Below are 16,709 nucleotides of genomic sequence, written 5' to 3' on the forward strand. Positions count from 1 at the left end.
CCCAATCCACCGAAACGCCTCAGAGCAACCCAAAGCGTTGCGCAGATACCAATGCCCATCCCCAAGCAAACAGGCGCCCCAATCAATCTCACTATGACATCATTTTCGCCGGGCTTTGTAGACCAGCGGCAGCCTCAATCCTTTAAACACTGACCTACCGCAGCATCTCTGTAACATTCTGCAATGATCATGAATGCCATCCTCCTCACACTGGATGCTCCGGCATGGCCACCCCTTCCCTGACTGCCTCCTCCACCGCCTCACACGCAGACCCCAAACCCAGGCTCGACAAGAAACCCGGCCTGTTGACGGTGATCGTGTTCTTTGCCGTACTGGCCATGGGCCTATTGTTCACAGCCTACAGCCTGATGCACGACATGCACGAACTGGGCACGGTGGTCACCACCTGGACGCCATTCCTGCTGCTCGGCGTAGCCCTGTTGATCGCGCTGGGCTTTGAGTTCGTCAACGGCTTCCACGACACCGCCAACGCGGTGGCAACGGTGATCTACACCAACTCGCTGCCGCCGCAATTTGCGGTGGTGTGGTCGGGCTTTTTCAACTTCCTCGGCGTGTTGCTCTCCAGCGGCGCCGTGGCGTTCGGCATTATCGCGCTGCTGCCCGTGGAGCTGATTTTGCAGGTCGGCTCATCCGCCGGTTTCGCAATGATCTTTGCCCTGCTGATTGCCGCCATCCTGTGGAACCTGGGCACTTGGTGGCTGGGCTTGCCGGCCTCGTCGTCGCACACGCTGATCGGTTCGATCATCGGCGTCGGCGTGGCGAATGCCTTGATGCACGGGCGTGACGGCACCAGCGGCGTGGACTGGAGCCAAGCGATCAAGATCGGGTATGCCCTGCTGCTGTCGCCGCTGATCGGCTTCGCCTTTGCCGCCTTGCTGTTGCTGGCCCTGCGCGCCTTTGTGAAAAACCGCGCGCTGTACAAAGCGCCAAAGGGCGACATCCCGCCGCCATGGTGGATTCGTGGCATGTTGATCGTCACCTGCACCGGTGTGTCCTTCGCCCACGGTTCCAACGATGGCCAGAAAGGCATGGGCTTGATCATGCTGATCCTGGTCGGCACCCTGCCGATGGCCTATGCGCTGAACCGCACCATGCCCGCCGAGCAGTCATTGCAGTTTGCGGCGGTGGCCGAAGTGACCCAGGTCGCCCTGGTAAAAAACGCGCCGCAAGCATTGCCGGGTGATCCGCGCCCGATCCTCTCGACCTACGTGCGTACCAAGGAAGCCACGCCAGAACTGGTGCCGGCCCTCGCTGCCCTCGCCGGCCAGATCGGTGATGAAGTAAAAGGCTACGGCTCCCTGGCCAAAGTCCCCGCCGAAGCCGTAGGCAACGTGCGTAACGACATGTACCTGACCAGCGAAACCATTCGCCTGATGGACAAGGACAAGGTCGGCAATTTCGACGCTGATACCCAAGGCAAGCTGCAACTGTTCAAGCAACAGATCGACAATTCCACACGTTTTATTCCGCTGTGGGTGAAGATCGCCGTGGCCATCGCCCTCGGCCTGGGCACCATGGTGGGCTGGAAGCGCATCGTGGTGACCGTGGGTGAGAAAATCGGCAAAACCCACATGACTTACGCGCAAGGTGCCTCGGCCGAGACGGTGGCGATGCTGACGATTGGCGCAGCGGATATGTTCGGGCTACCGGTGTCGACCACTCACGTATTGTCGTCGGGTGTGGCCGGGACCATGGTCGCAAATGGCGGCGGGTTGCAGATGAAGACCATCCGCAACCTGCTGATGGCTTGGGTACTGACCTTGCCGGCGGCGATCTTGTTGTCGGGCAGTTTGTACTGGCTGTTCACCAAACTGTTCTGACACAACCCCGCTTAAAAATGTGGGAGCTGACCCGCCGCTATCGCAGGCAAGCCAGCTCCCACAAGAGTTTATGGTGTGTCAGGAAGTGAACAGTCCAGCCATTGCCTTCAGCCGTTTTTTGTACACCCGCCGCGCCTCCAGAGCGTCTTCCAACGTCACCGCCACAAACCCCGCCCGCTGGTTCGGCTGCATCTGCCCGATCAAGTCCAGGTCCGCACTGATCACCGTGCCGATCATCGCGTAGCCACCGCCCGACACCGCATCCCTGTGCAACACAATCGGCTCCAACCCCGCCGGCACCTGGATCGAGCCAATCGGGTAACAACTGTCGACGATATTCGACGGGTCGGACCCCGCGCCAAACGGTTGCTCCCGTGGCTGAAAGCTCAACGCGCTGCCGCCTTTGAAGCGATAGCCGATGCGGTCCGCCTCGGAACCCACGGTCCATGGCTCGGCAAAAAAACTGCTTTTGGCCGCGTCTGTCAGGCGCTCGTAATACAGGCCTGGCACCACGCGCAAGGTCACGTCGCCACCGACTGAACGCCGCAGCGCCATTGGCAAACTATTGCCCGCACGGCCCTCGCCGCTCGGCTCACCGATCGGCAGTTCATCGCCTTCCTGCAAGCGCCGCCCCTGGAACCCACCGAGTGCACCCAGGGTGTACGTCGAGCGACTGCCGAGCACCAGCGGCACCTCAATACCGCCTGCCACCGCCAGGTAAGTCCGCGCGCCGGCCTTGGGAAATTCAAAGCGCAACACCTGCCCGGCACGCACCTGAAACGCGGTGTCCTGGTGCACCACTTCACCGTCCAGACGCGGCGACATGAGCGCACCGCTGAGTGCCACCAGCGCGTCCTGTCGGAACTCAAGTTCGGGGCCGATCAAGGTGCACTCCAGGCCCGCCGCACCACTCGGATTGCCCACCAGATGGTTGGCCGCACTCAACGCGTATTGGTCCAACGCGCCCGACGGTGGAATGCCCAAGTGGTAATAGCCTTCACGGCCAAGATCCTGCACGGACGTGGCGAGGCCGGGTTTGCGGACTTTGATCATGCCAACGCCTCCTGCAGGGTTTTCGGATAGCCGACGGGGTCGGCGAGAAACGCGTCGAGGGAAAATTCCACCGGGCGTATGCGCAAGTCGAAACGTCCTGCGTCCACCTCAGCAACCGCCAGGTCATACGCATCGCGGTCCATGGGTTTGAACTGCACGATGTCACCGGGCCGAAAGAACACCATGTGTTCCTTGAGGTACGGCAACTGCTGGGCCGGGTCGTAGATCGGTGCCGGGGTCACCCCAAACATCTGGTAACCGCCCGCGCCGCGTACCGAGTAGATGCAGCCAAAACAGCCGCCATGGCCGAGGGTCAATTTGGGCGTGTCGGTGCGCGGGCGCAGGTACTTGGGCACCTGTAATTGCCGTTCGCGCTCGACCATCTGGAACATGAACGGCAGGCCCGCGACAAAGCCGACCATCGACACAAACCACGGCGCGCCGCTGTGGGCGGCGATAAACGCGTCGACGTCAGCCAAACCATTGATGCGCGCGGCGTATTCCAGATCGGTGCCCGTGGGGTCTTGATGCCGGTCGCGAAAACGCATCAGGGTTTCATGGGTCCATGGGTCGTTATAGAGCACCGGGATTTCGATGATGCGCGTGTGCAAGGTGCGTTCGGCCACCGCTTGGGCTTCAGCGCTCTGCACGGCGTCGAGCAGCACGTGTGGCGCGATGCGGTCAGGGTCGAAGCGAATCTGGAACGACGCATTGGCCAGGCACACGTCCAGCACGCCTTCCAGCGCCAGGCGCTCCACGGCGCGGGTCACGGCCATGCCTTTGAAAAAGGCCTCCAGGGACATGCTGTCGCTGACCTCGGCAAACAGATGTTCATCACCGCCGAAGCTGTAGCGGATGGGGGACGTTTGAGCCATGTCTGTTCCTCTTGGAATCATTGTAGAAAGGCAGGCAAAAAGTACAGGTTGGACCTTCTTATTGAGGCGTTCTGACGACAATGCCCGCCTGGTCCAAGGCTTCACGGGTGGCCTCGACCAATTCGAGGGCGCCGGGGGTGTCGCTGTGCAGGCAGATGGAATCGAATTCGATCAACAGGTCTTCGCCTTCCACCGTGCGCACGCGTCCGGTCTGACAGGCACGCAGGACCCGCGCCGCGACGGTGGCAGGATCCAGCGCGCGCACTGTGCGCGTAAATACGATGGAGCCACTTAGATCGTACTCACGGTCGGCGTAAAACTCGCGCACCACCGGTTGCCCGAGCTCCTTGGCGACGCGCCAGATCACCGAGTTGGGCATGCAGTACAGCAAGAGTGTCGGCTCAATGATTTGCAGGTTTTGCACCAGCAGCCGCGCGGCTTCTTCATCGCGGGCCAGGTGCATATAGAGCGCGCCGTGGGGCTTGATGTGTTGCAGCGTGAGGCCTTGGGCGCGGGCGATTTCGCGCAGGGCGCCGAGTTGGTAGAGCATGTCGTCCACCAGCTCCTGGGCCGGTGCATTGATATGCCGGCGGCCAAACCCAACCAGGTCGCGAAAGCCCGGATGCGCGCCGATGGCGACACCCAGTTGCTTGGCGCGCTCGACGGTACGGCGCATAGTGCCGGGGTCGCCGGCGTGGAAACCGGTGGCGATGTTGGCCGAGCTGATATAAGCCATCAGCTCCGCGTCAACGCCATCGCCGATGGTCCAGGGGCCGAAGCCTTCGCCCATGTCTGAATTGAAATCCACTGCCTGCATCGGGAATTGCTCCGCCAAAGGTGATGCGAGGAAAGTAGGCTGGGGCTTGACCCCTTGGGAAGATCTATTATCAGATGACCTATCTTCTGAAAAACAGATAAAGCCATGTCCCTGACGTTGCGCCAAGTTCGCTACTTTATCGCCACCGCCGAAATCGGCCAGATTTCCCAGGCGGCGATTCATCTGAACATCTCCCAGTCGGCCGTGACCACCGCGATCAAGGAGCTGGAGGCGATGCTCGGCGTGCAGTTGTTCGTGCGCTCGGCCCAGGGCATGAACCTGACCGACGCCGGGCGGCACTTTCTGAACCGCGCCTACGTGATCGTGCGCAGCGTGGATGACGCACTGAACAGCCCGCTGCCGGACTACCGCGCCAGTGGCGTGCTGCGTGTCGCCGCCAGCTACACCGTGCTCGGCTACTTCCTGCCCCACCACCTGCAGCGCATGGAACACTGGCACCCGGACGTGACCATCGAGGTCTTCGAACAGGAGCGCCAGGCCATTGAACACGGCCTGCTCGACGGCCAGTTCGACATGGCCGTGGTGCTCACCGCCAACCTCACGCACCCGGATATCGTTTCCGAAATCCTGTTCAATTCGGAACGCCGGCTGTGGCTGCCCAGCCACCATCCCTTGTGCGAGCGCGGCGCCGTCAGCCTGGCCGACGTGGCGCAAGAACCGTACATTCTGCTGACCGTCGATGAAGCCGAACACAGCGCCATGCGCTACTGGGAACAGGCCGGGCAAACGCCCAAGGTGCGGCTGCGCACCAGTTCGGTCGAGGCCGTGCGCAGCATGGTTGCCAACGGCAGCGGCGTGGCGATTCTGTCGGACCTGGTGCACAGGCCCTGGTCGCTGGAAGGCAAACGCATCGAAACCCTGACCGTGACCGACCCGGTAGCGCCCATGAGCGTCGGCCTGGCCTGGCACCGCGAACGGGCATTTACCCCCGCCATGCAGGCCTTCCGGGATTACTTCCACGACGCCTTCCTCGCGCCGCAACAACTCTCGGCACGGCGCTAGAGCCGCGACTGCAACAGGGCGGCCAGCCAATCCATAAAAACCCGCACCCGCTGCGGCACATGCCGCTGCCCGGCGTACAGCAACGACACGTCCAGCGCCGGCGCCGGGTAGTCCGGCAAGATGGCCACCAGCTCGCCACTGTCGAGTAAATCGCGAATGCCCAGCACGGGCACCTGGGTAATGCCAAAGCCGCCCAGGCATGCCGCCTTGTACGCATCGGTGCTGTTGACCGTGACCCGCCCCGCCATCGGAACACGCTGCACTTTGTTGCCCTGCAGGTATTCGAAGCCCGCCGAACGTGAACCCAATGGCCGCACGTAATGCACCAACTGGTGATGCGCCAGGTCGGCCAGGGTTTCGGGCATGCCATAGCGCTGAACGTACCCGGCACTGACGCAGTTGATCATCGGCATGCTGCACAACCAGCGCGCCACCACCGACTGATCCGGCTGCGCGCCCACCCGCAACACACAATCGAAACCTTCCGCGAGCAGGTCGACCTGGCGGTCGGTGGTGCTGATTTCCAGCTCGATCAACGGGTGTGCGTGCATAAAGTCGGGCAGGCGCGGCAGGATCAAATCCCGCGCCATGACGTTGGGCATGTCCACGCGAATACGCCCGCTCAATTGCGCCTCATCCTGGCGAAACAGGCCTTCGAGTTCCTCCATGTGTGACAACAGGTCTTTGCTGCGCGCATACAACACGCGCCCGTCCTGAGTCGCTTGCACCTTGCGCGTGGTGCGCTGCAACAGGCGCGCCCCGAGCAGTTCTTCCAGCGCCTGCACATGCTCGGACACGGTGGAGCGCGGCAGGCCGAGGCTCTCGCCCGCCTGGGTGAAACTCGACAATTCGGTGACTCGCACGAAGGTCCGCAAAAGCTCAAGTTTGTTCATGGGATTGTTCGCCTTATCCGGCCAGTGATTCCGATTTACCTGTGTTTATCACGTTATGGGCGGACAAATACACTGGCTCGCACCATCACACTCAGAGGCACTCACCATGACCCGTAAAATCGCACTGATCACCGGCGCCAGCCGCGGCTTGGGCAAAAGCGCTGCGCTGCATTTGGCGGCACAAGGCGTCGACATCATCGGCACTTACCACAGCGCTTCGGGCGAAGCCCAAGCGGTGAAGGCACAGATCGAAGCCCTCGGTGGCCGCGCCGCCATGCTGCAACTGGATGTGAGCCAGAGCGGCACGTTCAATGACTTCGTCGGCGAGATCGCCACGGTGCTCAAGGATGTGTTCGCACGGGACCACTTCAACTTTCTGATCAACAACGCCGGGATCGGCGCCCACGCCAGCTTTGCCGAGACCACCGAGGAACAGTTCGACCGCCTGGTGGCTATCCACTTCAAGGCGCCGTTTTTCCTGACCCAGAAACTGCTGCCGCTGATCAGCGATGGCGGGCGCATCATCAATATTTCCAGCGGCCTGGCGCGTTTCAGCCTGCCTGGGTATGCGGCGTATGCGTCGATGAAAGGCGCGGTGGAAGTGCTGTCGCGCTACCAGGCCAAGGAGCTGGGGCCGCGCGGTATCACCGTCAACACCCTGGCACCCGGCGCGATTGCCACTGACTTCAGCGGCGGCGCCGTGCGCGATAACCCGGCGCTGAATGCAATGGTCGCCAACAACACCGCGCTGGGCCGAGCCGGTTTGCCCGACGATATTGGCGGGGCGATTTCGACCCTGTTGGCCGAGGGCAGCAACTGGATCACCGGGCAGCGCATCGAAGCCTCGGGCGGCATGTTTCTGTAAGCATTCTGCGCTAGCATCAATGCCTTCAGATCACTGACAGGCAATCACCGATGAGTTTTGATCCAGGCTTGGCCGGTGGCATGGGCGTGATGGCCGCTGTGGTCGACAGCGGCAGTTTCGCCCGCGCCGCCGATAGCCTGGAGATAACCCCTTCGGGGGTCAGCCGGGCGATTTCGCGGCTGGAAAAACGCTTGGGGATTCGCCTGTTCGACCGCACCACCCGCGCGGTGCAATTGACCGATGAGGGGCGACGTTTCTACCAGGAAATCGCGCCCTTGCTGGCCGGCCTCGAAGACGCCGCCAACGCAGCGGCCGACAGTGCGCTCACGGTTCGCGGGCGTTTGCGGGTGAATATCGACCCGTACTTCTCGCGATTGGTGTTGGGCCCGGTGTTGGGCGATTTCATGCGCAGCTATCCGCAATTGCAACTGGACCTGCACACCCGCGACCAACTCGGCGACCTGGTCGCCGATGGCTTTGACCTGGCCATTCGCTTCGGCATCCCGCAATCCTCCTCGCTGATCGCCCGCAAACTGATGGAAGTGCGTGTGCTCACCGTGGCCTCCCCGGCCTACCTTGAACAATTCGGTCGACCGCGCATTCCGCAAGACCTGGAACACGGGCACATGTGCCTGGATTTTCGTGACGCGCAAACCGGGCGTCCGTTTGCCTGGGAATTCCACCGCGCCGGCGAGCAGGTCATCGTACGCACCGATGGCCGCCTGGTGGTCAACGACGCCAGCACGTTGTACAGCGTGTGTGAGCACGGCCACGCGGTGGCGCAAATGCTCGATTTGGGCCTGGCGCCGGCGCTCAAGGCCGGCAGCCTGGTGGAGTTGTTTCCCGACTGGCCGGACGAGCGTTTTCCGTTGTACGCCTACTACCCGTCGCGGCATTTGCCCGCCGCGAAGGTGCGGGCATTTCTGGATTTTGTCGCGTCGCTCAAGCTTGGCTAGGCAGCCGTTGCTGGACGATTTTTTCCCGAATCACGTCATAGCCCCAGTGGTACACATAGGTGTACGGCAGGAAGAACAGCAGTACGCCGATGTCGAGGATGAACGCCTCCAACAGGCTGATCTTCAACACGCCGGCAATCAGCGGCACCGCCAGGATGATCAGGCCGCCTTCAAACAACAGCGCATGCAGCACCCGGGTCCAGCCGCCGTTGGCCAGTTGCAGCCGCGCTTTGAGGCGATCGAACAGGCTGTTGAAAATGATGTTCCAGGTCAGCGCCAACACGCTGACACCCAAGGTGACTGCGCCCATTTCCAGGGCCGGCCTGCCGGTGATCCAGACCAGCAGCGGCGTACAGATCAACAAGGCCAACCCTTCAAAGCCCAGGGCCTGGCAAACACGTTCAGTAATCGATTTGGTAGGGTTCATAACCCGGCTCCGTGAATGACTAGGGTTGCCATCATTACCCCGCGAACCGATACTTCATAACCAATAACCATCGATCAGGGCGATAGTCATGGCCTCAAATGAAGTGCTGCAGGCGTTTGTGCAGGCGGCCACCCAAGGTTCGTTTTCGGCCGCGGCGCGCAAATTGGGCAAGAGCCAGTCCACGGTCAGTGCGGCGGTGGCGAGCCTGGAAATTGACCTGGATGTGGTGTTGTTTGATCGCAGCAGCCGCAAACCGACGCTCACCCCGGCCGGCCACGTGTTGTTACAACGCGCCGAACAGGTGCTGGAGGCCAGCAGTCGCCTGGAGTTGGCGGCCAGCCAATTGGCTCAGGGCCTGGAGCCGAAGTTGAGTATCGCCATGTCCGATACGTACCAGTCGGAACGCTTTGAACTCGCCCTCAAAGCCTTCGAACAACGCTACCCGGACCTGGAGCTGGAATGGCTGATCGCCGAGTGCGAAGACCTGATCGCCCTGGTGCAAAGCGGCCGCGCCCAGATTGCGCTGATCGAAGCCCAAGAGGTTTACCCGCCCGACCTGACCCGCGCGCCCGTGGCGGAGCGCACGGAAATCGCCCTGTTCGTCGCACCCGCCCATCCCTTGGCCAGCCTGCAAAACATCGACCAGCACGCCTTGCAGCAACACCGTGAACTGCGCCTGGCGAGCATCATCAGCCCCAATGAAACCAGGCCAGCGGGCCGTGTGTGGTCGGCACCGAGTTTTCTCATGCTGATGGAAATGGCCCAACTGGGCTTCGGCTGGGCGGCGCTGCCGCGCTGGCTGGTGGAGCGCTTCGGCAATGCCGGGCTGGTTGAACTCGATGTGCGCAGTTGGCCGCGGTCGGTGGCGGTGGATGCGCTGTGGTCGCGGCAACACCCGCCGGGGCCGGCGGGGAGCTGGATGTTGCGGCAGATGCTGGAATGATTCTTCCAGGCACCCTAGAGGACTAACTGTGGGAGCGGGCTTGCTCGCGATGGTCGCGGGTCAGTCACAAATGTACTGGCTGGCCGGCCGCCTTCGCGAGCAAGCCCGCTCCCACAGTGGAAGGGTGTTGGATTTTAGATATGTGTCAGGCCGCAGCGCATTGCGGTGGGCGGTGGTTCTGGAAGTATTCATGCACGTCGCGCAGTGCCGGCAACTCCAGGGCTTGCGCCGAAAAACACAAACCGACTCGACGCGTCGGCGCCGGCAGGTGCCATTCGCGAATCACCACCCCGGCCCGCTCGGCCGCCATCGACTGCGGCAACATCGCCACGCCCACGCCAGCAGCCACCATGTGCAACGCCTGGGTCAGCGAACCGGCATGCCCAGCCACCGCTTGCGGCGAGCGGCCGTAGAGCGCCATCAACCGTTGGTGAGAGTCGTGCTGCGGGCACGTGATCCAGTCTTCAATCGGGGCCCATGCCTGTTCTGTGCCGGCCAGGGCCATCGGGTGCAACGCCGGTAATGCCATCACGTAGGACTCTTCCCAGAGCGGCAGGAACAATTCGTCCTCGCAGCACATTTCCTCCACGGCCAAACGCCCGTCGCCTTCGCAGCCTTCCTGCAGCGTCAGCAACAAACCCGGCAGCCCTTGGTGCGCCATGCGCAGGAACGTTTCGATCTGGCTGTCGGCGATATCGCCTTCCACGCCCAACTCCAGCGCGATACGGTTTTCACGCCCGCGAAACAATCGGCTCAAGGCCTCCGCGTCGGCGACCATGCGCCGCGCTTGCGGGTACAGCACCCGCGCTTGCTCACTGACGTCCACGCCGCGTGGCTGGCGCACAAACAGCGCTACGCCAAGCTCGTCTTCCAGTTGCTTGATGGTCACCGACAGGGTCGGCTGGCTGATAAACAAACGCTGGGCGGCGGCGGTGATGTTGCGTTCTTCGAACACCGCGAGAAAGGCTTTGAGGTGACGCACATCCATAGCTTTATCCGATGGCAGACAGAGAAATAAGGCATTTTTCAGCCTTTACGTCGGTAAATATACTGCGAGCACGACTCAGTTATCGACTTTTCTTATTCCAGGAGTGCATTCATGAGCAAGCCACTGATCATCATCACCGGCGCCAGTTCCGGTATTGGCGAAGCCACCGCCCGCCGGTTGTCGGCCGCCGGTCACCCGTTGTTGCTGTTGGCGCGGCGCATTGACCGTCTAAACGATCTGGCACTGCCCAACACCTTGAGCCGTGGCGTCGACATCACCGACCGCGCGGCCCTGGTCGCCGCGGTGAACGAAGCCGAAGCCCAATTCGGCCCGGCCGATGCCCTCATCAACAATGCTGGCGTGATGCTGCTGGGCGCAGTCAGTGAGCAAGACCCGGCGCAGTGGGAGCAGATGTTCGACGTCAACGTGAAGGGCCTGCTCAACGGTATCCACGCGGTAGCCGCCAGCATGGTTGCGCGCAAAAGCGGCACGATCATCAACGTGAGTTCCGTGGCCGGGCGCAAGACCTTCCCGAACCACGTCGCTTATGTCGGCACCAAGTTCGCCGTGCATGGGATTTCGGAAAACCTGCGCGAAGAATTATCGCCAAGCAATGTGCGCGTCATCACCATCGCCCCAGGCGCAGTGGAAACCGAGTTGCTCGGCCATACCACCGATGAGGCGATCAAAAGCGGATATCAGGCCTGGAAACAGGCGATGGGCGGCACCGTGTTGAGTGCCGATGATGTGGCATCGGCCATTGCCTATGCCTATCAGCAGCCGCAGCATGTGTGCATTCGTGAGATCGTGCTGGCCGCAACGCGCCAGCAGCCGTAAACCGATGGGGGAGCTGGCTTGCCAGCGCCCACCGTTGTTCGTCATTGCCTGGGTGATTTGAGTTCGGCCAGACGCCGCTCTATGAAGCGTTTTTCTGGGGTTTGCAGGGTCAGTGACAGGGCTTTTTCGTACGCTTCACGGGCGTCTTCGGTTCGCCCCAGTTGCCGACAAAACTCCCCGCGTGCCGAATGCGCCAAGTGGTAATCCAGCAACTCCCCGCGCCGCAAAATGCCTTCCACCTGCTCCAAACCGGCCAATGGCCCTTGCCACATGGCAAACGCCACGGCGCGGTTCAATTCGATCACCGGAGAGGGCACGGCCCTGAGCAACACATCGTAAAGCCCGACGATCTGCGGCCAATCCGTCTCGCCGGCGCTCGGGGCTTCGGCGTGTACCGCCGCAATCGCCGCTTGCAGGCAATACGGTCCAAAGCGCCCCGTTGTCAGTGCTTGTTCCACCAACGCGCAGCCTTCAGCGATCAAGGACGCATCCCACAAGGTGCGGTCCTGTTCATCCAGCAACACCAACTCACCGCCCGCCGAAGTGCGCGCCGCTCGGCGGGATTCGTGCAGCAGCATCAGCGCCAGCAAGCCCATGACTTCAGGCTCGGGCAGCAACTCCAGCAGCAAGCGGCCAAGGCGGATGGCTTCGCGCGTCAGTTCCTCACGGGTGAGGTCGGCGCCCATGGACGCCGAATACCCTTCATTGAACACCAGGTAAACCACGCGCAGCACACTCTCTAAACGCTCGGGCAACGCGTCGAGGGACGGGACTTGGTAGGGAATCTTCGCCTCGCGGATCTTGCCTTTGGCGCGCACGATGCGTTGGGCAATGGTGGTGGGCGTGGTGAGAAAGGCGCGGGCGATTTCCTCGGTGGTGAGGTCACAGATCTCACGCAAGGTCAGCGCCGTCTGGGCGTCGGGCGCCAGTGCCGGGTGGCAGCAGGTGAAGATCAGGCGCAGGCGGTCGTCTTCCACGTCTTCCTCACTCCAGTGCGCCGCTTCCAGTGCGTCGGCCTGCGCCTGCAGCAACGGGGTAAAGCGCGCCTGGCGGCGCAGGCGGTCGATGGCTTTGAAACGGCCGGTCGACACCAACCACGCCCGCGGATTGCTCGGCACCCCGTCTTGCTGCCAGCGCTCGACCGCGACGAAGAACGCCTCGTGCAAGGCTTCTTCGGCGAGGTCGAAATCACCAAGCAGGCGAATCAGCGTGGCCAGCACGCGCCGTGATTCGCTGCGGTAAATCGCCTCCAGCTGAGGCGTCAATCGGGCATACCTTGGGTCACCAACGTCACCAGGCGATCCAGGCTCTGGCCCCAGCCGTCATGAAAGCCCATGGCTTCGTGGGCCTGTTTGTCGGCTTCGCTCCAGTGCATGGCGCGGGCGGTATAGAGGGTTTTGCCGTCGACCTCTTCGAAGGTGACTTCGGCGGTCATGAAGGGCTTGCCCGACGGCACCCACCCCGGCGCATACGCGTCGGTGAACACCAGCCGGCTCGGCGCTTCGATCTCCAGGAACACGCCTTGGGTCGGGTATTCGGCGCCATCCGGCGCGCGCATCAGCGTGCGGAACACGCCGCCGACCCACAGGTTCATTTCGCACTCGGGGGTGGTCATGCCGTGCGGCCCCCACCATTGCTGCAACAGCGCGGGGGTGGTCCAGGCGCGAAACACTTTGCTGCGGGGCGCATCGATCAAACGGCGGATGGACAGTTCAAATTCAGCCGGCTGGGTGTTCATGGGGGTAAACCTCCTGGAGTCTTGTGGTGGTTGTCTTCAGAGATTCAATTCGCGCACGGGGCGCACTTCCACACTGCCGACCCGGGCCGCCGGAATGCCACCGGCCACCTGGATCGCTTCATTCAAGTCCTTGGCTTCGATCAGGTAAAACCCGGCGAGCTGTTCCTTGGTTTCGGCAAACGGCCCGTCGGTAATCGACAGCTTGCCATTGCGCTTGCGCACGGTGGTGGCGGTGCTCACCGACTCCAGCGGCTCGGCGGCAAGCATCCGCCCGCTGGCCTGGATAGCCTGGGCATAGGCGAAACATTCCGGGTCTTCGGGGCTGTCCGGCGAGGTGTGCAGCACCTGTTCGTTGCTGTAAATCAGGCAGAGGTATTTCATGGCGCTCTCCGTTTTCGGCCTATCCACTATAGTTCCCGGCGATCAGGGTTCCAGCCCGAACAGCGCGGTGCCGCTGTGCATATCGAAAGGGGCCGACCAATGCTCATGCACCACACGCCATTGGCCGTCGATTCGCTGGTAACCGGCGGTCACGCGCATCCAGCACGCCTTCACGACGCCATCCGGCCCGGCGCCGCCACAGTAGGCCAGCCAGTGCGCAAACGCGCTGTCAGGCGCTTGCACGACATGCAGCTCATGAAACTCGAAAATACCCGGGCCGGGGCAATGCTTCATGCATTCGTCCCAATGCGCACGGTAGGCGGCCTTACCTTTGAATTGCAGTGCAGTAACGGCGTCGAACGAGACGATATCGTCGGCATAAAAGCTGACAATCTTGTCGATATCCCGGGCAAGCACGGCTTGCTTCCATTGATCGATCAGGCGGTTGATGGCGGTGCTCATGGCGATACTCCTGGGGCGGGGGAAATCACAAGGGACACCCTTAGTCGAATGACTCATCGGCCAATCGACAGTCCGTTGAAAAATACTTTCGCCGCCGGCAAAGCCGCTAGAATCCGCGCTTCTTTGTAGGATTTCGGATACGCCCCCCCGATGGAAACTCGCCTCGTCCCCTATGAGACGCTGAGCCTTGTGCAAAAACAGCAACTCGACACGCTGCAAGTGCATCCCGAGCAACTGGCGTTCTGCGGCGATATCTACTGCGCGCTGAACAGCCTGCTGGTTAACCCCAACCCTGCGGCCATCAAAGGGTTCGCCCTGCTCGCCGACGACCTTCCGGTGGCATTCCTGCTGCTTAAACGCCCGCCTTGCCTGCCCCACTGGGCGAGTGAACACAGCGCGACCCTGCATGCGTTGCAGGTGGATCGACAGCAGCAAGGGCGCGGGTTCGGCAAAGCGTGTTTACAGGCGCTGCCGGCGGTGGCGAGGCAGGCATGGCCGCAGATCAAGGGGTTGGAGTTGTCGGTGGACGCGGACAATGTGGCGGCAATGGGCTTGTACCTGGCCGCCGGATGGGTGGACAGCGGGGAGGCCTATAGGGGCCGGATCGGGTACGAGCGCAGGCTGACGCTGGTAATCGCCGAGTGACGTGACACCTGTGGCGAGCGGGCTTGCCACAGGATCGAGGGTTTACTTGGCTTCGACCGGCAACCAGATCTCCACACTGCCGATGCCCTTGCGCGCGTCAAAACCTGCGCTGTAGCGCTCGAAATCCGCCCCGGCGACCTTGTAGCCCGAGTGCGGCAACCACTCGAACATGATCCGCTCGTACGTCTGCTCCAGCGCCTGCACCGGCCCGTAGTGCGGGAACACGGCGTAGTGATGCGCAGGAATTTCGATGCACTCAAAGTTACTCGGCACCTCGTCTTTACTCGGCACTTCAACCCCGGCCATGTAATCGAATTCGCCGTGATTGGGGTTATGACAAACACCATAAGTCACGCCGCCGACACGACGCTTGATCTCTTTGAAGCAGGTGTCAAACAACTCCCACAATTTTGGAATATCACCCACGGTGGCCTTCGAATACCGCCCTTGCACGCCCGCGATCACCAGGGCCTTGCCGTCTTCCATACGTGGCTGCAACGGTTGTGTTGTTTGCTGATCCATCTGAACAGTCTCCTTCTTATAAGGGAACAAACCCGTATCGAGTATAGGGGCATATCCGCGCTGTGCCGCCTACAGAAATTTTTCCAGCGGCATCTGGACAATTGGCCATCATCGACCGTATTGTCTGCCCCGCAGGCCACCGCAGTGGCCGACGTCGCTCGGACGGTTCCGGGCGCTTACGTACCTCGAGGCACCCATGGCAGACCAAGGTTCGCCGCGCCGCTTTGCGCGCATAGATCGACTCCCCCCTTACGTGTTTAATATCACTGCCGAGCTGAAGATGGCTGCGCGTCGGCGCGGCGAAGACATCATCGACTTGAGCATGGGTAACCCTGACGGCGCCACTCCACCACACATCGTGGAGAAAATGGTCACCGTCGCCCAGCGTGAAGACACCCACGGCTACTCCACCTCCAAAGGCATTCCGCGTCTGCGTCGGGCGATTTCGCGCTGGTACAAAGACCGCTATGCGGTGGACATCGACCCGGAAACCGAAGCCATCGTCACCATTGGCTCCAAGGAAGGCCTCGCGCATTTGATGCTGGCCACCCTGGACCAGGGCGATACCGTGCTGGTGCCCAACCCGAGCTACCCGATTCACATCTACGGTGCCGTGATTGCCGGCGCCCAGGTGCGTTCGGTGCCGCTGGTGCCCGGCGTGGACTTCTTCGCCGAGCTGGAGCGAGCGATTCGTGGCTCGATCCCCAAACCGAAGATGATGATTCTGGGCTTCCCGTCCAACCCCACCGCGCAGTGCGTGGAGCTGGATTTCTTCGAACGGGTCATCGCCCTCGCCAAGCAGTACGACGTGCTGGTGGTGCATGACCTGGCCTACGCCGACATCGTCTACGACGGCTGGAAAGCCCCGTCGATCATGCAAGTGCCCGGCGCCAAGGACATTGCCGTGGAGTTTTTCACCCTGTCCAAGAGCTACAACATGGCCGGCTGGCGCATTGGTTTCATGGTCGGCAACCCGGAGCTGGTCAACGCCCTGGCGCGGATCAAGAGCTACCACGACTACGGCACCTTTACCCCGCTGCAAGTGGCGGCGATTGCGGCGCTGGAAGGCGATCAGCAGTGCGTGAAAGACATCGCCGAGCAGTACCGCCAGCGCCGTAATGTGCTGGTCAAAGGCCTGCATGAGCTGGGCTGGATGGTCGAGAATCCGAAGGCGTCGATGTACGTCTGGGCGAAGATTCCCGAGGCATATGCCGCCATGGGCTCGCTGGAATTTGCCAAGAAACTGCTGCTGGAGGCGAAGGTGTGTGTGTCGCCGGGGATCGGATTTGGTGAGTACGGCGACGACCATGTGCGCTTTGCGCTGATCGAGAACCAGGACCGGATTCGCCAGGCGGTGCGCGGTATTCGCGGGATGTTCCGGGCGGATGGCCTGGTGACTAAAGCCTGACCCGAGCCAGCAGTAGACATACGCTAAAAAAATGG

At 61.9% G+C, this 16,709-nt stretch carries 19 protein-coding genes; 8 read left to right on the forward strand and 11 right to left on the reverse strand.

Features of this window, described 5'->3' with window-relative positions; genetic code table 11:
* Window positions 1–224 precede the first annotated feature (224 nt).
* Window positions 225–1,841: an inorganic phosphate transporter gene (locus tag A7D21_RS32280; protein ID WP_069553675.1), complete on the forward strand. Its 1,617-nt coding sequence runs from the start codon at window positions 225–227 to the stop codon at window positions 1,839–1,841.
* Window positions 1,842–1,919: 78 nt separating this feature from the next.
* Here A7D21_RS32280 and A7D21_RS32285 read toward each other — a convergent pair whose 3' ends face one another.
* Genes A7D21_RS32285 through A7D21_RS32295 form a run of 3 tightly spaced genes read right to left on the reverse strand, consistent with a single transcriptional unit; the run spans window position 1,920 to window position 4,586 of the window.
* Complete coding sequence (locus A7D21_RS32285) at window positions 1,920–2,894, reverse strand: biotin-dependent carboxyltransferase family protein (RefSeq protein WP_069553676.1); 975 nt, start codon at window positions 2,892–2,894, stop codon at window positions 1,920–1,922.
* Window positions 2,891–3,769 (reverse strand): allophanate hydrolase subunit 1, encoded by an 879-nt coding sequence (locus tag A7D21_RS32290; RefSeq protein ID WP_069553677.1) that lies wholly within the window; start codon window positions 3,767–3,769, stop codon window positions 2,891–2,893. Before A7D21_RS32290 ends, A7D21_RS32285 begins: the two co-directional genes overlap by 4 nt.
* 58 nt (window positions 3,770–3,827) lie before the next feature.
* A complete protein-coding gene (locus tag A7D21_RS32295) occupies window positions 3,828–4,586 on the reverse strand; it encodes a 5-oxoprolinase subunit PxpA (RefSeq protein ID WP_053257655.1) in 759 nt (252 codons plus the stop codon).
* A 105-nt stretch (window positions 4,587–4,691) separates the two neighbouring features.
* Between A7D21_RS32295 and A7D21_RS32300 the strand changes: the two genes are divergently transcribed.
* Window positions 4,692–5,609: a LysR family transcriptional regulator gene (locus A7D21_RS32300; protein ID WP_053257656.1), complete on the forward strand. Its 918-nt coding sequence runs from the start codon at window positions 4,692–4,694 to the stop codon at window positions 5,607–5,609.
* Here A7D21_RS32300 and A7D21_RS32305 read toward each other — a convergent pair.
* Window positions 5,606–6,502, reverse strand: coding sequence for a LysR family transcriptional regulator (locus tag A7D21_RS32305; RefSeq protein WP_053257657.1), 897 nt, complete (start codon window positions 6,500–6,502; stop codon window positions 5,606–5,608). The two genes, A7D21_RS32300 and A7D21_RS32305, sit on opposite strands and share 4 nt — an antisense overlap.
* Before the next feature lie 106 nt (window positions 6,503–6,608).
* Here A7D21_RS32305 and A7D21_RS32310 point away from each other — a divergent pair, with 106 nt between their 5' ends.
* Both A7D21_RS32310 and A7D21_RS32315 read left to right on the forward strand, forming a co-directional pair.
* Complete coding sequence (locus A7D21_RS32310) at window positions 6,609–7,367, forward strand: SDR family NAD(P)-dependent oxidoreductase (protein WP_069553678.1); 759 nt, start codon at window positions 6,609–6,611, stop codon at window positions 7,365–7,367.
* Between the two features lie 50 nt (window positions 7,368–7,417).
* Window positions 7,418–8,323 carry a LysR family transcriptional regulator gene (locus tag A7D21_RS32315; RefSeq protein WP_069553679.1) on the forward strand — a complete coding sequence of 302 codons (906 nt, stop codon included), beginning with the start codon at window positions 7,418–7,420 and terminating at the stop codon, window positions 8,321–8,323.
* Here A7D21_RS32315 and A7D21_RS32320 read toward each other — a convergent pair.
* Window positions 8,310–8,750 (reverse strand): multidrug/biocide efflux PACE transporter, encoded by a 441-nt coding sequence (locus A7D21_RS32320; RefSeq protein WP_053257660.1) that lies wholly within the window; start codon window positions 8,748–8,750, stop codon window positions 8,310–8,312. The two genes, A7D21_RS32315 and A7D21_RS32320, sit on opposite strands and share 14 nt — an antisense overlap.
* Window positions 8,751–8,838: 88 nt before the next feature.
* Between A7D21_RS32320 and A7D21_RS32325 the strand changes: the two genes are divergently transcribed.
* Complete coding sequence (locus tag A7D21_RS32325; RefSeq protein ID WP_053257661.1) at window positions 8,839–9,693, forward strand: LysR family transcriptional regulator; 855 nt, start codon at window positions 8,839–8,841, stop codon at window positions 9,691–9,693.
* Window positions 9,694–9,838: 145 nt separating this feature from the next.
* On the opposite strand, the gene A7D21_RS32330 is transcribed toward A7D21_RS32325, so the two are convergent.
* Entirely contained in the window at window positions 9,839–10,681 is an 843-nt protein-coding gene (locus A7D21_RS32330) for a LysR family transcriptional regulator (protein WP_069553680.1), read from the reverse strand.
* Window positions 10,682–10,792: 111 nt separating this feature from the next.
* On the opposite strand from A7D21_RS32330, the gene A7D21_RS32335 reads away from it, so the two are divergent.
* A complete protein-coding gene (locus tag A7D21_RS32335) occupies window positions 10,793–11,518 on the forward strand; it encodes an SDR family oxidoreductase (protein ID WP_069553681.1) in 726 nt (241 codons plus the stop codon).
* 41 nt (window positions 11,519–11,559) lie between these two features.
* On the opposite strand, the gene A7D21_RS32340 is transcribed toward A7D21_RS32335, so the two are convergent.
* Genes A7D21_RS32340 through A7D21_RS32355 form a run of 4 tightly spaced genes read right to left on the reverse strand, consistent with a single transcriptional unit; the run spans window position 11,560 to window position 14,099 of the window.
* On the reverse strand, window positions 11,560–12,783 hold the full coding sequence (locus tag A7D21_RS32340; RefSeq protein ID WP_069553682.1) for an RNA polymerase sigma factor: 1,224 nt from the start codon (window positions 12,781–12,783) through the stop codon (window positions 11,560–11,562).
* Complete coding sequence (locus A7D21_RS32345) at window positions 12,780–13,256, reverse strand: SRPBCC family protein (RefSeq protein ID WP_069553683.1); 477 nt, start codon at window positions 13,254–13,256, stop codon at window positions 12,780–12,782. Before A7D21_RS32345 ends, A7D21_RS32340 begins: the two co-directional genes overlap by 4 nt.
* 36 nt (window positions 13,257–13,292) lie before the next feature.
* Window positions 13,293–13,637, reverse strand: a complete 345-nt coding sequence (locus A7D21_RS32350) for a YciI family protein (RefSeq protein WP_053257664.1) — start codon at window positions 13,635–13,637, stop codon at window positions 13,293–13,295.
* 42 nt (window positions 13,638–13,679) lie between these two features.
* Window positions 13,680–14,099, reverse strand: a complete 420-nt coding sequence (locus A7D21_RS32355; protein WP_069553684.1) for a nuclear transport factor 2 family protein — start codon at window positions 14,097–14,099, stop codon at window positions 13,680–13,682.
* Between the two features lie 150 nt (window positions 14,100–14,249).
* On the opposite strand from A7D21_RS32355, the gene A7D21_RS32360 reads away from it, so the two are divergent.
* Entirely contained in the window at window positions 14,250–14,744 is a 495-nt protein-coding gene (locus A7D21_RS32360; protein ID WP_053257666.1) for an N-acetyltransferase, read from the forward strand.
* Window positions 14,745–14,786: 42 nt separating this feature from the next.
* Here A7D21_RS32360 and A7D21_RS32365 read toward each other — a convergent pair whose 3' ends face one another.
* Entirely contained in the window at window positions 14,787–15,266 is a 480-nt protein-coding gene (locus A7D21_RS32365) for a GyrI-like domain-containing protein (protein ID WP_069553685.1), read from the reverse strand.
* 196 nt (window positions 15,267–15,462) lie between these two features.
* On the opposite strand from A7D21_RS32365, the gene alaC reads away from it, so the two are divergent.
* On the forward strand, window positions 15,463–16,674 hold the full coding sequence (alaC, locus tag A7D21_RS32370; protein ID WP_053257668.1) for an alanine transaminase: 1,212 nt from the start codon (window positions 15,463–15,465) through the stop codon (window positions 16,672–16,674).
* Window positions 16,675–16,709: the final 35 nt, after the last annotated feature.

This window comes from Pseudomonas sp. AP19 (assembly GCF_001728855.1).
Lineage (GTDB): Bacteria > Pseudomonadota > Gammaproteobacteria > Pseudomonadales > Pseudomonadaceae > Aquipseudomonas > Aquipseudomonas fluorescens.

Coding starts and splice junctions, on each gene's coding strand:
- A7D21_RS32280 (WP_069553675.1), top strand. CDS start 225: ATGGCCACCCCTTCCCTGACTGCCTCCTCCACCGCCTCACACGCAGAC.
- A7D21_RS32285 (WP_069553676.1), bottom strand. CDS start 2,894: ATGATCAAAGTCCGCAAACCCGGCCTCGCCACGTCCGTGCAGGATCTT.
- A7D21_RS32290 (WP_069553677.1), bottom strand. CDS start 3,769: ATGGCTCAAACGTCCCCCATCCGCTACAGCTTCGGCGGTGATGAACAT.
- A7D21_RS32295 (WP_053257655.1), bottom strand. CDS start 4,586: ATGCAGGCAGTGGATTTCAATTCAGACATGGGCGAAGGCTTCGGCCCC.
- A7D21_RS32300 (WP_053257656.1), top strand. CDS start 4,692: ATGTCCCTGACGTTGCGCCAAGTTCGCTACTTTATCGCCACCGCCGAA.
- A7D21_RS32305 (WP_053257657.1), bottom strand. CDS start 6,502: ATGAACAAACTTGAGCTTTTGCGGACCTTCGTGCGAGTCACCGAATTG.
- A7D21_RS32310 (WP_069553678.1), top strand. CDS start 6,609: ATGACCCGTAAAATCGCACTGATCACCGGCGCCAGCCGCGGCTTGGGC.
- A7D21_RS32315 (WP_069553679.1), top strand. CDS start 7,418: ATGAGTTTTGATCCAGGCTTGGCCGGTGGCATGGGCGTGATGGCCGCT.
- A7D21_RS32320 (WP_053257660.1), bottom strand. CDS start 8,750: ATGAACCCTACCAAATCGATTACTGAACGTGTTTGCCAGGCCCTGGGC.
- A7D21_RS32325 (WP_053257661.1), top strand. CDS start 8,839: ATGGCCTCAAATGAAGTGCTGCAGGCGTTTGTGCAGGCGGCCACCCAA.
- A7D21_RS32330 (WP_069553680.1), bottom strand. CDS start 10,681: ATGGATGTGCGTCACCTCAAAGCCTTTCTCGCGGTGTTCGAAGAACGC.
- A7D21_RS32335 (WP_069553681.1), top strand. CDS start 10,793: ATGAGCAAGCCACTGATCATCATCACCGGCGCCAGTTCCGGTATTGGC.
- A7D21_RS32345 (WP_069553683.1), bottom strand. CDS start 13,256: ATGAACACCCAGCCGGCTGAATTTGAACTGTCCATCCGCCGTTTGATC.
- A7D21_RS32350 (WP_053257664.1), bottom strand. CDS start 13,637: ATGAAATACCTCTGCCTGATTTACAGCAACGAACAGGTGCTGCACACC.
- A7D21_RS32355 (WP_069553684.1), bottom strand. CDS start 14,099: ATGAGCACCGCCATCAACCGCCTGATCGATCAATGGAAGCAAGCCGTG.
- A7D21_RS32360 (WP_053257666.1), top strand. CDS start 14,250: ATGGAAACTCGCCTCGTCCCCTATGAGACGCTGAGCCTTGTGCAAAAA.
- A7D21_RS32365 (WP_069553685.1), bottom strand. CDS start 15,266: ATGGATCAGCAAACAACACAACCGTTGCAGCCACGTATGGAAGACGGC.
- alaC (WP_053257668.1), top strand. CDS start 15,463: ATGGCAGACCAAGGTTCGCCGCGCCGCTTTGCGCGCATAGATCGACTC.